Here is a 14,714-nt window from a genome sequence, read left to right as displayed (position 1 = left end):
CTCGGCGTGTCCCCGCACCGGTTCCGGCGTCGGTCTCCGCCTCGGACGGGATCGCGTCACGGCGTCATCGGCGACGACGCCTCGGCGTAGCGGCGGCGCGGGATGCGCCCCGCCTGCCGGGCCAGCCGGCCCGCCCTGACGGCCTCCTTCATGGCCGCCGCCATGAGGTCGGGCCGCTGCGCCCGGGTGACCGCCGTGGCCAGCAGGACGGCGTCGCAGCCCAGCTCCATCGCGAGCGCCGCGTCGCTGGCCGTGCCGATGCCGGCGTCGAGGATCACGGGGACCGAGGCGGCCTCCACGATCAGCTCGATGTTGTGCGGGTTGCGGATGCCCAGGCCCGAGCCGATCGGCGCGCCCAGGGGCATCACGGCCGCGCAGCCGGCCTGCTCCAGCCGCCGCGCCAGCGCCGGGTCGTCGCCGATGTACGGCAGCACCACGAACCCGTCGGCCACCAGCCGCTCGGCCGCGTCGAACGTCTCGATCGGATCGGGCAGCAGGGTCCGCTCGTCGGCGATGACCTCCAGCTTGACCCAGTCGGTGCCGAGCGCCTCGCGCGCCAGCCGGGCCGTCAGCACGGCCTCGCCCGCGGTGAAGCAGCCCGCCGTGTTGGGCAGCACCTTGATGTCGCGCCGGCGCAGCACGTCGAGCACGGAGCCGCGCGCGGCCGGGTCGAGCCGCCGCATCGCCACCGTGGTCAGCTCGGTGCCGGACGCCGCCAGCGCCTGGTCGAGCACCTCCAGGGAGGGCGCGCCGCCGGTCCCCATGATGAGCCGGGAGGAGAACTTCTCCCCGGCGATGATCAGATCATCCACCTTGCACCGCCGTCAGCACCTCCATGCGGTCACGTTCGCGCAGCGCCGTCGTCTCCCAGGCGCCGCGCGTGACCACCTCGTCGTTCACGGCCACGGCCACTCCGGTGGTGGCCGAGGTCAGCGTGCGTACGGCCTGCGCCACGGTGATGCCGTCGGCCACCTCGTGCGCGGACCCGTTGATGGTAACAATCATGAAAATTCCCGAAATCTCCCAGGCGCGCACAGGGCCGCCAGCTCGCTCTCCTCGCCCAGCAAAATCGCCGTCGTGAGCGGCGCCAGCAGCACGCCGCCCCGGTGGTGCCCGGTCGCGTACACCAGGCCCGGCGTCCCGCTCGGCCCGATGACGGGCAGGTTGTCCGGGGTGCCCGGCCGCAGCCCCGCCACCACGTCGGCGACCTCCAGCTCGGTGACGCCCGGCACCAGCTCCCTGGCGTCGCGCAGCAGCTCGTAGAGCCCACCGGCGGTCACCTTCGTGTCGAACCCCATCTCCTCCTGCGTGGCCCCGACCACCAGCTCGCCGTCACCCCGGGGGACGAGGTAGACGGAGGAACCGTGGACGGTGCCGCGTACGCACCGGCCGAGCAGCGGCTGAGGCGACCGCAACCGAATGATCTGCCCCTTCACGGGCCGCACCGGCACGTCGGCCAGCCCGGCACTCCAGGCCCCGGCGGCCAGCACCACCCGCTCCCCACGCACCTCGGCGGGCACGTCACCGCCCGGCTCCAGCCGTACGCCGACGACGGCGTCGCCCTCGTGCAGCAGGCCGCTGGCGCGGGCCCGCACCAGCGGGACTCCGCGCCGCTCCAGGGCGGTCAGCAGCGCCGCCGTGACGCGGCGCGGGTTGACCCAGGCGTCGTCCGGCGCCAGCAGCCCGCCCCGTACGGACGGCGCCAGCATCGGCTCCAGACGGCGGCACTCCCGCCCGGTCAGCCGCTCCACCGGCAGCCCGAGCTTGTCCATGAACGCCGCCAGCTCCTCCAGCGCGGCCAGGTCGTCGGCGCCGAAAGCCACGTCGAGCGTGCCCTCGGCCCGCAGGTCCAGCCCACGCCCAGCGGGACCGCCCTGCGCCGGCCGGAGCCCCACCGCGTGTCCCACGCTCTGCCGGCCTCCGGCGTCCAGGCCGGTCGTGCCCAGCCCCGCGTCGGCGGCCAGCTCGGCGGCGAAGGCCGGCCAGCGGCGCAGCGAGGCCACCCCGAGCCGCAACAGCGGCGCCTCGGTGTACGTCACCTCGCTGACCGGCGCCAGCATCCCCGCCGCCGCGTAGGAGGCGCCCGAGCCGGGCGCCGGGTCGATCACGGTGACCGGCCGCCCCTCGCGCGCCAGCCGCCAGGCCACGGACAGCCCGACGACCCCGCCACCCACGATCACATCCACCTGCGCTCCCTTCGCCGGCATGATCCGGATCAGGTGTCTTGCGGTCGAAGGCCCGTGCAGCCTTCCTCTCAGCCCGGTACCGGCCGGACTCCCGCGCGTCTTACCGCCCCCAGCCTACGGCCTCGGTACGGCGTCCGGGCAAGCCCCCCGTTAAGGTCATCACCGTGGAGCATGTCGTCGTGGTGGGAGCGGGCCTGGCCGGACTGCGGACGGTGGAGGCCCTGCGCGCGCGCGGCCACGCCGGCCGCATCACCCTCATCGGGCGCGAACGCCACCGCCCCTACGACCGCCCGCCCCTGTCCAAGGCGGTGCTGTCCGGCAAGGCCGACACCAGCTACGTCGAGACCGACCTCGCCGCGCTCGGCGTCGAGTTCCGCCCAGGCGTCGAGGCCAAGTCGCTGCGCGAGGGCGTCGTCGAGACCACCGAGGGCGAGCTCGGCTACGACGGCCTGGTCATCGCGACCGGAGCGGACCCGATCCGGCTGCCGGGCGACGGCCCCCAGCACGTCCTGCGCACCCTCGACGACGCCCACGAGCTGCGCGCCATGCTCGTCCCCGGCGCCCGCGTCGCCGTCATCGGCGCCGGCTGGATCGGCGCGGAGGTGGCCACCGCCGCCCGCCGCGCCGGCTGCGAGGTCACGGTCATCGAGGCCGCCGAGGCCCCGCTCGCCACGGCCGTCGGCACGGAGGTCGGCGCCCGCACCGAGCGCTGGTACGACGGCATCGACCTGCGGCTCCGCACGATGGTCGAGTCCGTCGAGGAGGGCGGCGTGCGCCTGGTCGGCGGCGGGTTCGTCGAGGCCCACGCCGTCGTCACCGGCATCGGCGTGCGCCCGGCCGTCGAGTGGCTGGCCGACGCCGACATCGACCTGCACAACGGCGTGGTCGCCGACGAGCACCTGCGCACCTCGCTGCCCGGGGTGGTGGCCGTGGGCGACTGCGCGGCGTGGTGGTCACGGCGCTGGCAGACCAGGCTCAGGGTCGAACACTGGGACACCGCCCTCAACGCCCCCGACGTGGCCGCCGCGACGCTGCTGGGTGAGCAGGCCGTCTACGACCCCGTCCCCTACTTCTGGTCGGAGCAGTTCGGCCACATGGTCCAGTACGCCGGCCACCACCCCGCCGGCCGGCGGCTCGTCCACCGGGGCGGGCCCGAGGGCAAATGGTCGGCCGTCTGGCTCACCGCCGGCGACACCATCGCCGCGGTTCTCGCCGTCGACCGGCCGCGCGACGTCGTCCAGGGGCGCCGGATCATCGAAGCCGGTCATCGCGTGGACACGGAACGCCTGGTAGATCCACAGGTATCCCTACGAGATTGTGTTGTTTGAGCAAGCACGGCATGTGGTAGTTGTGGGACCGTGACGCTTTCTGTTGCACAGATCGACCGGGAGACCGAGGCACTCGTCGACGAGTGGCTCACGCTCCCCGAAGTGGCCCAGCGCCTCGATCTCTCGATCGGCCGGGCCAAACAACTGCTCAAGGATCACAAGCTCCTCGGCGTCCGCCGGGGCAGCGGCGGGCCACAGGTGCCCGCGGTGTTCCTCCAGGGAAAGGACGTGATGAAGGGCCTGCCTGGCACGCTCACCGTGCTCCAGGACGCCGGTTACGACGACGCCGCCGCGTTGCGCTGGCTCTTCACCCCCGACGACTCGCTGCCCGGCTCGCCCATCGAGGCGATCAAGGCCGGCCGCCACACAGAGGTCAAGCGGCGTGCCCAAGCCCTCGCTTTCTGAGGCCCGCCTCTATCTCTGCACAGACGGCCGCCGCGACCGCGGCGACCTGGCAGAGTTCCTCGACGCGGTGCTGGCCGGCGGAGTGGACATCATCCAGCTGCGGGAGAAGGGCCTGGAGGCACGCGACGAACTCGCGCTCCTCGAGGTCTTCCGCGACGCCTGCGACCGGCACGGCAAGCTGCTCGCCGTCAACGACCGGGCGGACATCGCCTACGCCGCCCGACCCGACGTGCTCCATCTGGGGCAGGACGACCTTCCCGTGACGGTCGCGCGAGAGATACTCGGCGACGACATCGTCATCGGACGGTCCACCCACTCCGCCGCCGAGGCCTCCGCCGCGGCCGTGGAGGAGGGCGTCGACTACTTCTGCTGCGGCCCCGTGTGGCCCACGCCCACCAAGCCCGGCCGCCCGGCCCCCGGCCTGCCGCTGCTCGACCACGCGGCGGCGCTGGAGGCCACCCGGCCCTGGTTCGCCATCGGCGGCATCGACCTCGACACCCTCGACGAGGTCATGGCCCGCGGAGCGAGCCGGGTGGTGGTGGTCCGGGCCATCACCGAGGCCGACGACCCCGGGGCGGCCGCGGCGGAGTTCGCCAAACGCCTTTCGTCCCGCTGACCATGAGAAGGCGCCCGCCCGGCGATCCGGGCGGGCGCCTTCCGCTTTCCCGTCACATGGTGCGCGAGGTGGCGGCGATGGCGAGCTCCTTGAGCGCCGTACGCGCCTCCGGCGTGACCGGGGCCGCCTCCAGCGCCGCCAGCGCCTCGCCCAGATACTCGCCGATCAGCTCCTCGCACTCCCGCAGCGCCCCGGTGTCCCCGATGATCCGCCGCAGCGTCTCCACCCCGCTCTCGTCCAGCGCGGGATCGCCGAGCAGCCGCCGCACCGTCGCCGCGTCCTCGGCGGAGGCCGCCGCCAGGGTGCGGGCCACCAGCATCGTGCGCTTGCCCTCGCGCAGGTCGTCGCCCGCCGGCTTGCCGGTCTGCGCCGGGTCGCCGAACACGCCCAGGATGTCGTCGCGCAGCTGGAACGCGATCCCGACCCGCTGCCCGTAGCCGGTGCACAGCTCGTCCATCCACGGCTCCAGCCCGCGGCCGGCGAGCGCCAGCCCGAGGCGGAGCGGATGCTCCACCGAGTACTTGCCGCTCTTGTACAGCGCCACCCGCAGCGCCGACTCGAACGTGTTCTCGCCGTGCGCCTGCTCCAGCAGGTCGAGGTACTGGCCGCACATCAGCTCGGTGCGCATGTGGTCGTGCAGCGGCTGGGCCGCCTCCAGCACCTCACGCGGCAGGCCGCTGGCCCGCCACATGTCGGCCGACCAGATGAGCAGCAGGTTGCCCAGCAGGATCGCCGCGCCCTCGCCGAACTGCGCGGAGGAGCCGTGCCAGCCGGACTTCTCGTGCATCGCCTGGAAGCGGCGGTGCGCGGACGGCATGCCGCGGCGCAGGTCGCTCTTGTCCATCACGTCGTCGTGCACCAAAGCGCTGGCCTGCAGCAGCTCCAGCGAGGCGGCGGCGGTGAAGATGCCGGGCTCGTCCGTGCCCCCGGCGCCGCGCCAGCCCCAGTAGCAGAACGCGGGCCGCAGCCGCTTGCCGCCCGCGAGCAGCTCGTCCGCGGCGGTACGAAGGGGCCGGAACTCCGGCTCGCCACCCGAGGGCAGCTGTCGTTCGACGAACTCTCCGAGAACCTGTTCCACGTGCGTGCGCAGGGTGCCCATGCCGGCGGCGTCGTTGGTCATGTATTGAGACTAATGGTCGGATCCCGGATTGGGATCTCCACAGCGGGCCCCTTGCCCCGGTGCACCGCGAGAACGTACCTGTACCCTTGCCCCATGGCGCTTGGTCGACCTTCCATCCGGCCCGATCGGGTTCCCACCGTCCGCGAGCTGCTCGCCTCCGGTGGGCGTTCGTTCTCGTTCGAGTTCTTCCCGCCGAAGACCGACGAGGGCGAGCGCCAGCTCTGGCGCGCGATCAGGGAGCTGGAGTCGCTGCGGCCCACGTTCGTCTCGGTGACGTACGGCGCCGGCGGTTCCACGCGCGACCGCACGGTCGACATCGTCGAGCGGATCGCCCACGACACCACGCTCACCCCCGTGGCTCACTTCACCGCGGTCAACCACTCCGTTCGCGAGCTGCGCCACCTCGTGGGCCGCTTCGCCGACGCCGGGGTGCGCAACATGCTCGCCGTGCGCGGCGACCCGCCCGAGGACCCGATGGGCGAGTGGGTGCCCCACCCCGAGGGCGTGCTCTACGCCGAGGAGCTGGTACGGCTGATCAGGCAGGCCGGCGACTTCTGCGTGGGCGTGGCGGCCTTCCCCTACAAGCATCCGCGATCGCCGTCCATCGAGTCCGACACCGAATACTTCGTGCGCAAGTGCGAGGCGGGGGCCGACTACGCGATCACCCAGATGTTCTTCGAGGCCGACGACTACCTGCGGCTGCGCGACCGGGTGGCGGCCAGGGGCTGCGAGACGCCGATCATCCCGTGCATCATGCCGGTCACCCAGATGAGCACGATCGCCCGCTCCGAGCAGTTGTCGGGGGCTCCGTTCCCGGCCCGCCTGGCGGCCCGGTTCGAGGAGGTCGAGGACGACCCGGCGGCGGTGCGGCGGCTCGGCATCGACCACGGCGCCGCGATGTGCCAGCGGCTGCTCGACGAGGGCGCGCCGGGGATCCACTTCATCACGTTCAACCGGTCGAGCGCCTCGCGAGAGGTCTTCCAGCGGCTGGAGCGCGTGCCGCTGTCGGCGTGAGCCTTGGGGTGCTCGTCACCCGCCCGCAGGGGGACCGGGCGGGTGACGAGCAGGGAGCGTAGCCTCTCGGTAAAGGGGCGGTCACTATCTGTCATGGATGGTGCCCCTCGGTCACGCTCGGCAAACCCGCCGGTCACAGCTTGCTCAGGAAACGCTCAAGAGAGCGGGAGCGGACGGCCCGCGATCACGTACTCCTCGTGGCCGCCCGGGAAGACGAACTTGGTCAGCAGGTCCGTGAAGCCCATGCTGGCGTAGAGGTGGCGGGCGGCCGTCGGCTGGTCGTGCGTCGACAGCACGGCGGAGCGCTCGGGGCGGCCGGCGCACAGCGTGCGGATCATCGCGCGGCCGATGCCCTTGCCCTGGTAGTCGGGGTGCACGTGGATCTCGGCCAGCTCGAACGCGTACCCGAGCCAGGCGTCGGCGGCCTCCCGGCCCATCTTGTCGACCAGCCCGCGGTGGACCACGTCGTGCCACCACTGGCCGGGCTCGCCCCTGAAGCCGTACGCGAAGCCGACGACCTTGGGCTCCGGGGCCGGCCAGTCGGTGGATGACTCACGCAATTCCGCGAAATAGCACTGGAAACGGGGATATGTTCCGTGATTGCGCATGATGCTCATCCGGCCGGCGATCTGCTCGGCCGGCGGCCTCATCGCCGCCGCGTAAATGCCGATCACCGTTTCCAGCCGCTCGGCGAACTCCTCAGGGCCGGCACCCCGAAACTCGATCACGCGTCGCACACTACTCGACGTCCACCGGCGTTCCCCCGGTGATGCCCACGAGCTCGTCGAACGTCGTGGGGAACACCGTCGACGGATGCCCGCCCGCCGCCCAGACCACGTCGTGCTTGCTCAGCCAGTTGTCCACCAGGGTGCGCACGGGCGCGGGATGCCCGACCGGGGCGACGCCGCCGATGGGCTGCCCGGTGGCGGCGCGGACGAACTCCGGCGTCGCCCGGCGTACCCGCTGGACGCCCGCCGTGCGGGCGATCAGCTCGACGTCGACGCGGTGGGCGCCGCTGGTGGGCACCAGCAGCGGCTCGCCGTCGGCGTCGAAGATCAGGCTGTTGGCGATGGCCCCGACCTCGCATCCGAGCTGGGCCGCCGCGGCCGCGGCCGTGGGCGCCTTCTCCGGCAGCACCACGATCTCGCCGTTGGCTCCGCGTTCACGCAGCGCGGACTCCACGAGGACGGCGTTCGCCGGCAACTTCTCAGACATGGAGCCACTCTAAAGGGATTGGCGACGCCTTACCGGTTCATGGTGAGTGATGTAAGGTCATTTGATCTGTTCGTGATGGATGGTGGTGCGCATGGTGGCTCGACTGCTGCCCCGGGTGGCCGCACTCCTGGCGGCGGGCCTGCTCGCCCTCCCGGCCTGCGGGGCGCAGGCCGGGCACCGCCCCGATGCGTCACCGGCCGCGATGCGGCTCGGCCCCGCCGCGCCGTCCGTAACCCCTGACGGCTTCCCCGCGCCGTCCGCGGCCTCTGACGGCGCCGCCGGGCGCGACACACCCCCGCCGGTCACCGCGCCGCGCAGGACGTTACGGCTGGGCGCCGACGGGCAGGCCGTCACCTGGCTGCAGAAGCGCCTCATCGGGCTGGGCTACCGCCCGGGCGAGGCCGACGGCCAGTACGGTCCCACCACGCTCGCGGCCGTGTGGGCGTTCCAGAAGGTCAACGGCATCAAGCCGACCAGCACCGTCGCCCGCCGCACGTGGGAGGCCCTGGAGACCCCGAAGACGCCGCGCGTGCTGGCCCCGCGCGGCCGGGAGACCCGCGCCGAGGTCGACCTCACCCGGCAGATCATGGTCCTGTACGTCGGCGGCGAGGTGGAGCTGATCAGCCACATCTCCTCCGGCAGCGGCATCCCCTACTGCGAGACCGCCACCTGGCAGGGCAGTGAGCAGGAGTTCTGCGGTTCGGCCAGTACCCCCACCGGCAACTACCGCACGACGTGGCGGGTGAGCGGCTGGCACCGGTCCTACCTGGGCGAGCTGTACAACCCGATCTTCTTCAACGGCGGCATCGCCTTCCACGGGGCGCTGTCGGTCCCGCTCCACCCGGCCTCGCACGGCTGCGTACGCCTGCCGATGAACGTCGCGGAGGAGCTCCCCGGCAAGCTCGGCAAGGGCGTCCCGGTCCACGTCAGAGGCAAGTTCCGCGGCGCCTGACGCCGCGCTCGCACCAGGCCCGGCCGGGCGCTCGCCGACGTCTCAGGCGCGGGACGAGTCCGCCCGCCGGCCCTGGGCGGCCGCCAGCGGCAGGCCCACGGCCTGGGCCAGCCCGGCGGCCAGCAGGAGGAAGGCCGTGGCCGAATGCCAGGCGGGCAGGCCAGCGGCGAAGTCGGGCACGTCGTACAGGCTCGCCAGCAGCTTCACGGGGTTGACCAGCGCGACGGCGAAGCCCAGCACGTACGGGACGATCAGGGTGCCCGAGAGCACCAGGAGGAACGCTCGCCCTCGGCCGTGGCGCCGCAGCAGGAGGCCGATCACCACGTAGGCCAGCGCCACCACGCCCACGAGCAGGGCCGTCCACCAGGTCACCCGCCAGGCGTCGAGGCCCAGCGACGTCATCCCGTCGGCGTCGATGCGGCCGCCCTCCCACCCGGGGCCCGAGATCTGCGCCCGCACCGCCGCCTGGACGGCCACGTGGCCGGCGCCCGCGTACGCCGCCGCCAGGACCGGCCCCAGGGCCAGCAGGACGAGCCCGGCCGGCCGGCCGCGATCGCTCCCCGCCATCCGCACTCCTCCCGCCCGCCTTGCGCGGCATGGTCACGACACATGCTGCCATGATCGGCGGCGGTGGATCACCCCGCAGGGTCCTTCTCGACGCCGCCGGGGGAGCGCAGGCCGGAAAGAGCCACCTCGGCCGCGCGGCGGCCGGTCTCGTACATCGCCTGCTGCGAACGCTCCTCCTCCAGGTTGGCCACGACCGCCACCTGGACCGCGCCGACCATCGCCCCGACCGCGGCCGCCGCGTCCACCGGCGTCAGCTCCTCGGGGAACGCCTCGTGCAGCGCCTTGGCCAGCTTCAGCTGGGTGTCGAACAGCACCAGCAGCGCCCGTGCCTGCAGCGCCGGCTCCTCCAGGACGAGCCGCAGCCGCAACCGGGCGCCCTCGAACGTCATGTTCTCCTCGGAGGTCGCCCAGAGCAGGCTCTCGTCGATGATCCGCACCAGCAGGCCGGTCACCGTGTCGCCGGGCTGCCGGCCCGCCAGGATGGCCGTGGCCAGGTCCAGCCGCTTCGCCGAGTCGTGGAAGACGACGTCCTCCTTGCCGGCGAAGTAGCTGAAGAACGTCCGCGTCGAGACGTCGGCCGCCGCCGCGATCTCCGCGAGCGTCGTCTCCTCGAAGCCCTTCTCGCTGAACAACCGGAGGGCGGCCTCGATCAGCGCCTGGCGCGTGCGCTGCTTCTTGCGCTCCCGCAGTCCGACCATGCCGGAACTATACTGCACCGCCTTATTTTTTTCGTCCATTGAAATTTTGCAATCGTTGAGGTTTTCTGGGGGAGGAGCGAGGAAAGAAGCCGAACATGTCCCATCTGTCCCTGCCCATCACCCGTCAGCGGCCACTCGATCCGCCTGACGAAGTCTCCGGCCTGCGGCAACAGGGCGCGATGCACCGCATGACGTTCGCCGACGGCCACCTCGGCTGGCTGGTGACGGGGTATGCGGCGGCCCGCGCGGTGCTGGCGCACCCGCACTTCAGCAACCGGCCCGACCGGTTGCACCCGCTCGTGCCGAACCGGGTGGAGCTGGCCAAGCGGGGGAAGATGCCGGTGCCGCGCGGCTTCTTCCTGCGGATGGACCCGCCCGGCCACACGCGCTACCGCAAGCTGCTGACCGGGCAGTTCACCGTGCGCCGGATGAAGATGCTGGAGCCGAGGATCGCGGAGATCGCCGACGCCTGCCTGGACGAGATGGAGGCCGCCGGCGGGCCGCTCGACCTCGTCGAGTCGTTCGCGCTGCCGATCCCGTCGCTGGTGATCTGCGAGCTGCTCGGGGTGCCGTACGAGGACCGCGCGCAGTTCCAGGCCGACTCCGAGATCCTGCTGAACCTGGAGACCGAGGCAGACAAGGCGCTGGCCGCGATGGGCCGCATCTCCGCCTACCTGTACGAGCTCATCCGGCGCAAGCCCGAGGAGCCCGCCGACGACCTGCTCAGCGGGCTCGTCGAGGGCGGCGAGCTCGACGACGAGGAGCTCACCGGGGTCGCCTTCCTGCTGCTGGTAGCTGGGCACGAGACGACCGCCAACATGCTGGGGCTCGGGACGTACGCGCTGCTCACCAACCCTGACCAGCTCGCCGCCATGCGCGACGACCCGTCGGTGGCGGAGAACGGCGTCGAGGAGCTGCTGCGCTACCTCACGATCATCCACCTCGGCCCGCTGCGCTCGGCGCTGGAGGACGTCGAGATCGAGGGCAAGGTGATCAAGGCCGGCGAGACGGTGGCCGTCCACCTGCCGGTCGCCAACCGCGATCCCGAACGCTTCCCCGACGGGGACCGCCTCGACGTCACCAGGCCCGCCGGCGGGCACCTGACGTTCGGCCACGGCATCCACCAGTGCCTCGGCCAGCAGCTCGCCCGCGCCGAGATGCGCATCGCCTTCCCCGCGCTGCTGCGCCGGCTGCCTGGCCTACGCTTGGCCGTATCACCGGAGGAGGTGCCGATGCGATCCGACATGAGCATTTACGGAGTGCACCGCCTCCCTGTCACTTGGTAGGTCGCCATGAAGATCAAGGCAGATACGTCGGTGTGCATCGGCGCGGGCATGTGCGCGCTGACGGCCCCGGAGGTGTTCGACCAGAGTGAGGAGGACGGCACGGTGGTGCTCCTGCAGGAGTCGCCACCCGAGGATGTGGAGGAGGCCTCCCGCCGCGCCGTCACTTTGTGCCCCTCAGGCGCCCTGTCACTCGAGTAACCACCCGGCGGATCCCACGGGGGCCGCTCCGGAACACCACTGAGCGCCCGGGCCGTTGCCGGCCGTCGAACGCACCTTCAGGAGAGGCCGCCTTCGCGGGCGGCACCTCCTGGGGAACGCGCTGTCCCCGTGGGCCGCGCCGGCCGGGACACGCCTGAGAACGGCCCTGGCCCTGTGGACACCGCTTATGGGAAACATGCCGAAGCGTGGAGGTCCTGGCGGTCTGTGCCCGCCCGGCTCGACGGCCGCAATGGGCGGTGGCGCCGCGGTCTCTAGGTATCCAGGGGTGTGTGGGAGGCCACCGGTTCGGTGGCTCCCGCCTGCCGTCCGCCGGCAGAGGCTACGAACTGATCGTCGCTTCTCGCGGCGGAATCACCCTCGCCGGGGCGGACACTCGCTGGTCGGACGGGCGTGGACGGCTGGCGGTGCGCGTTCATGGTGGCCGACGTCGTCGTCACTGCGTCGTCACTGTTGTCGTCAGCTTGCTCACCGCGGCTCAGGCGGTTGCATCAGAATTTCTTCCACTCGGATGCGGGGACGTGGTCCCACTCTGCCATCGCCCACTCGCGGATGAGGAAAAGTGGCCGGCTGAGGACGACATCCCCTGCCCGTTGTGCGCGCACGAGGAGGCCGACGTCCGCCGATCCCGGATTTCCTTCGTGGACGTAGTGCAGGTCAAGTCCGTACGCCTGCGTGTAATCGTGAATCCAGGCTTCCAAGGCGGACGGCACGCGTCCGACCAGCGCCGTGCCGTCCAGCATGACCTGGGGACCGTTCAGCGCGTCAACCGCAACACCTGCCAGGCGACCGGCGCCCTCGTAGTAGGCCGTCACACCTAGCTCCTGAAACCACTGCACACTGGGCGTATCGGGGTATCCAATGCCGCTCACCGGCCCGGCATGGTCGAGCGCTACGACGACTTCACCTGCGCTCATCCCCAACCGCAGCGGCCCGACGCTGACGAGCGGAGTGCATGTCCACTGCGCCCGATCCCCGTCCTTCCTGACATCCCATATCCCCATCACGCCCCCGTAGATCCCCACGAAGCTGGCCTAGATCATTCAATCAAGGCTTGACGCCCGCGTGGCCCGCGCCGAACGGGCATGCCACCCGGCGCGGTGCGGTGCCGCCCGCTATCGCCCTGACAAGCCGTTGGATGCGCCAGGCCGTCGTGGGCGAGGCGTCCGGGATGAACGTTCGGCGAGGGATTCCGGGTGTTGCCTGGGCAGGGCGTTCCGGGGGCTCCCAGGGCGAGCGCGTTCCGGGGTGGCACCCGGTGCGTCATGGTCGCCTTCGTCGCGAGCCCGTGCCGTGGCGCGGCTCTTCGTTCCTCCGCTTCATGCGTGCTCCCGTCCCGATCACGGGTCCGAGGGTGTCGCGGGTGAGGCGTTCCGAGTGGTGTCCCGAGCATGCGTGTTCGGGGTGCCGCCCGGCGTGTCGTTCTCGCCGCCGAGGCGGGACGCTTTCGCGGTGGCGGGGTTTCGTATGTCCTTTCTGTTCGTGTGCGGGGCCTTCTTGTCGGTCGGTACGGCGTGAGGCGGGCGTTTCCGTTCATGGTCATCGAACCTGTGTTCGTGGAACTGGTTGACACCGCGCGTGATCGAAATTATGTTCGACCTAGTGACGGTGAGGCTCGCGGCTCAGCGTCACCAAGGACCTGGTCGCGGGCCGTTCGCTTCCCCAGCGACACCCGCGGCCAGGCTCCACGGGCGAAGGGCATGTCCTCGTCGTCGGCGGAGACGAACGGGCGTGTCCTGGCCGGACGGGGAGAGGGGAAGCTCCTCGTCCGGCCGGCCCGGCGGAAATGTCGGTGGGGTCTGCGATTGTTGGCTCCACCGGCGGAGACGTCGGCCAGCCGCCCACGACTCCAAGGAGGCGCGCATGATGGCACCACGGCCTAGAGACACACCCGGGCCCCGGCTGTCGCCTGCGGTTCGGGCACATCTGACCGATTCACGTTCGTGCCTGGCGGAGGCGACCGGCGCTCGCACCCCGGCATCCCGATATGTCGCCGCTCACTTGGCGGCGCTGCGTGCGGCCGCGGCGCTCCTGGCCGCACGTCCCCGTCCTCTGGAGGGTCGCCGGCGCCGGCTGCGCAGCGCGTGGGAGCTGCTCCCCGAGGCCGAGCCGAGCCTGGCGGAGTGGGCCGCCTATTTCTCGACGACCGCTGCCAAGCGCGCGGCCGCCGAGGCCGGCATGGTGCGCCGCATCAGCGCCGCCGAGGCCGAGGAGATCCTGGTCGAGGCGGAGACGTTCGTGGAGACCATCGAAGACCTCCTGGGCGTCCCCTCACAGCCACAGCTCCCGGCGAACGTCCCCCTCGCGGGCTGACCTCGCCGGGAGCGCCCGACCCTCGCCGCACAAGTCCGGACCACCCCGAGAGCCTGGACATCCCGTACGAGAGTCCGGCTGATCGCGCGCCTCGGACAGGCCGCGGCCTGAGGCGAGCGCATGTCAGGGATGAGCACAGGGCACCAGATCGGTGCGCCGGTCGCGTTCCGCCAGAGCGGCGGAAACCTTCGAGCGGCCCGGATCGAAACGCCTCGCGCCGGCCGCGACGGCGAGGTCCGCGTGAGGCCGCGACGGCGATGCCTGCGTGAGGCCGGGGCGGTTGTCTGCGTGGCGGCCAGGGTGACGCTGCCGTCCGCCACATCGCCATGGTGGGTCGTGCGGAGCTCTACGTCGACGCCCATAGTCGGCCCTGGACCGGATCAGGGCGCCCAGCCGCCGAGAGGCGGGGCCCACGGGGGCGTTCTCCACCCCGGACGCGTTCTTCTTCCTCAAGGGCACGTCAGCCCGCGGCGGCGCAGTCGGGCTGCTGTGCGGCGTCGGTTGTCACCCGTCGTCTTGTGTCGACGTCCTACGCAGGCTTTGTGCGGGATGTCGCCGGAGGAGGCGACGGCAGGTCGGCTGGGCGCAGCGTGCACGCGCGGTGTGGTCCTTGGCGCCGCCTTCGGCGCCCATGGGGCGCAGGCATGCCGATGAGGGGTCGCACGTGGCCGTGGGGGCGCGGGGGGGGGGGCCCCCGCCCCGGGGGGGGGCCCCCCACCAGAACAGCCCCCGGGCGAGCGCGCCCGGGCGCGGACACGGCGCGGGGGCACACCCCGGCACCCCCACCCCCGGAAGGGA

17 protein-coding genes and 1 riboswitch are annotated in these 14,714 nt (G+C 72.1%); of the genes, 8 read left to right on the top strand and 9 right to left on the bottom strand.

Annotation, left to right across the window (positions count from 1 at the left end; all coding sequences use genetic code 11):
* Window positions 1–56: 56 nt before the first annotated feature.
* From ACIBP6_RS18125 to ACIBP6_RS18115, 3 genes are all read right to left on the bottom strand, one after another.
* Window positions 57–812, bottom strand: coding sequence for a thiazole synthase (locus tag ACIBP6_RS18125; protein ID WP_111177076.1), 756 nt, complete (start codon window positions 810–812; stop codon window positions 57–59).
* The gene (thiS, locus tag ACIBP6_RS18120; protein ID WP_397053462.1) at window positions 805–1,005 is read right to left on the bottom strand and encodes a sulfur carrier protein ThiS; all 201 of its coding nucleotides are present in this window, start codon (window positions 1,003–1,005) and stop codon (window positions 805–807) included. The genes ACIBP6_RS18125 and thiS overlap by 8 nt, the downstream gene beginning before the upstream one ends.
* Window positions 1,002–2,207, bottom strand: a complete 1,206-nt coding sequence (locus ACIBP6_RS18115; RefSeq protein WP_449594577.1) for an FAD-dependent oxidoreductase — start codon at window positions 2,205–2,207, stop codon at window positions 1,002–1,004. The genes thiS and ACIBP6_RS18115 overlap by 4 nt, the downstream gene beginning before the upstream one ends.
* Window positions 2,176–2,291, bottom strand: a riboswitch (TPP riboswitch). Its footprint overlaps the gene before it by 32 nt.
* A 59-nt stretch (window positions 2,292–2,350) precedes the next feature.
* On the opposite strand from ACIBP6_RS18115, the gene ACIBP6_RS18110 reads away from it, so the two are divergent.
* From ACIBP6_RS18110 to thiE, 3 genes are read left to right on the top strand one after another with little or no spacing between them, the layout of a single operon-like run.
* Complete coding sequence (locus ACIBP6_RS18110) at window positions 2,351–3,514, top strand: NAD(P)/FAD-dependent oxidoreductase (protein WP_397053458.1); 1,164 nt, start codon at window positions 2,351–2,353, stop codon at window positions 3,512–3,514.
* Between the two features lie 30 nt (window positions 3,515–3,544).
* Window positions 3,545–3,919, top strand: a complete 375-nt coding sequence (locus tag ACIBP6_RS18105) for an Rv2175c family DNA-binding protein (RefSeq protein WP_132609494.1) — start codon at window positions 3,545–3,547, stop codon at window positions 3,917–3,919.
* Window positions 3,897–4,535, top strand: a complete 639-nt coding sequence (thiE, locus tag ACIBP6_RS18100) for a thiamine phosphate synthase (RefSeq protein ID WP_132609492.1) — start codon at window positions 3,897–3,899, stop codon at window positions 4,533–4,535. Before ACIBP6_RS18105 ends, thiE begins: the two co-directional genes overlap by 23 nt.
* A gap of 52 nt (window positions 4,536–4,587) precedes the next feature.
* Here thiE and ACIBP6_RS18095 read toward each other — a convergent pair whose 3' ends face one another.
* The gene (locus tag ACIBP6_RS18095; RefSeq protein ID WP_397053455.1) at window positions 4,588–5,655 is read right to left on the bottom strand and encodes a polyprenyl synthetase family protein; all 1,068 of its coding nucleotides are present in this window, start codon (window positions 5,653–5,655) and stop codon (window positions 4,588–4,590) included.
* Window positions 5,656–5,748: 93 nt separating this feature from the next.
* On the opposite strand from ACIBP6_RS18095, the gene metF reads away from it, so the two are divergent.
* Window positions 5,749–6,669 carry a methylenetetrahydrofolate reductase [NAD(P)H] gene (gene metF / locus ACIBP6_RS18090; RefSeq protein WP_397053453.1) on the top strand — a complete coding sequence of 307 codons (921 nt, stop codon included), beginning with the start codon at window positions 5,749–5,751 and terminating at the stop codon, window positions 6,667–6,669.
* 155 nt (window positions 6,670–6,824) lie between these two features.
* Here the strand turns inward: metF and ACIBP6_RS18085 are convergent, their stop codons facing one another.
* Both ACIBP6_RS18085 and ACIBP6_RS18080 read right to left on the bottom strand, forming a co-directional pair.
* The gene (locus ACIBP6_RS18085; RefSeq protein WP_397053451.1) at window positions 6,825–7,397 is read right to left on the bottom strand and encodes a GNAT family N-acetyltransferase; all 573 of its coding nucleotides are present in this window, start codon (window positions 7,395–7,397) and stop codon (window positions 6,825–6,827) included.
* Window positions 7,398–7,407: 10 nt separating this feature from the next.
* A complete protein-coding gene (locus tag ACIBP6_RS18080; protein ID WP_397053449.1) occupies window positions 7,408–7,884 on the bottom strand; it encodes a YbaK/EbsC family protein in 477 nt (158 codons plus the stop codon).
* 91 nt (window positions 7,885–7,975) lie between these two features.
* Between ACIBP6_RS18080 and ACIBP6_RS18075 the strand changes: the two genes are divergently transcribed.
* On the top strand, window positions 7,976–8,836 hold the full coding sequence (locus ACIBP6_RS18075; protein ID WP_397053447.1) for a L,D-transpeptidase family protein: 861 nt from the start codon (window positions 7,976–7,978) through the stop codon (window positions 8,834–8,836).
* Between the two features lie 42 nt (window positions 8,837–8,878).
* Here ACIBP6_RS18075 and ACIBP6_RS18070 read toward each other — a convergent pair whose 3' ends face one another.
* Both ACIBP6_RS18070 and ACIBP6_RS18065 read right to left on the bottom strand, forming a co-directional pair.
* A complete protein-coding gene (locus ACIBP6_RS18070) occupies window positions 8,879–9,403 on the bottom strand; it encodes a hypothetical protein (RefSeq protein WP_397053445.1) in 525 nt (174 codons plus the stop codon).
* Between the two features lie 68 nt (window positions 9,404–9,471).
* Window positions 9,472–10,101, bottom strand: a complete 630-nt coding sequence (locus tag ACIBP6_RS18065) for a TetR/AcrR family transcriptional regulator (RefSeq protein WP_397053443.1) — start codon at window positions 10,099–10,101, stop codon at window positions 9,472–9,474.
* Between the two features lie 95 nt (window positions 10,102–10,196).
* Here ACIBP6_RS18065 and ACIBP6_RS18060 point away from each other — a divergent pair, with 95 nt between their 5' ends.
* Together ACIBP6_RS18060 and ACIBP6_RS18055 are read left to right on the top strand one after the other, a co-directional pair.
* Entirely contained in the window at window positions 10,197–11,387 is a 1,191-nt protein-coding gene (locus ACIBP6_RS18060) for a cytochrome P450 (protein ID WP_397053441.1), read from the top strand.
* 6 nt (window positions 11,388–11,393) lie between these two features.
* Entirely contained in the window at window positions 11,394–11,585 is a 192-nt protein-coding gene (locus tag ACIBP6_RS18055; protein WP_397053439.1) for a ferredoxin, read from the top strand.
* A 509-nt stretch (window positions 11,586–12,094) separates the two neighbouring features.
* On the opposite strand, the gene ACIBP6_RS18050 is transcribed toward ACIBP6_RS18055, so the two are convergent.
* Complete coding sequence (locus ACIBP6_RS18050; protein ID WP_397053437.1) at window positions 12,095–12,628, bottom strand: hypothetical protein; 534 nt, start codon at window positions 12,626–12,628, stop codon at window positions 12,095–12,097.
* A gap of 565 nt (window positions 12,629–13,193) precedes the next feature.
* Between ACIBP6_RS18050 and ACIBP6_RS18045 the strand changes: the two genes are divergently transcribed.
* Window positions 13,194–13,916, top strand: coding sequence for an SAV_6107 family HEPN domain-containing protein (locus ACIBP6_RS18045; protein ID WP_397053435.1), 723 nt, complete (start codon window positions 13,194–13,196; stop codon window positions 13,914–13,916).
* Window positions 13,917–14,714 lie beyond the last annotated feature (798 nt).

It is taken from the genome of Nonomuraea terrae, assembly GCF_044465245.1.
Classification (GTDB): Bacteria; Actinomycetota; Actinomycetes; order Streptosporangiales; family Streptosporangiaceae; genus Nonomuraea; species Nonomuraea terrae.
This window is presented reverse-complemented; position numbering and strand designations above follow the sequence as displayed.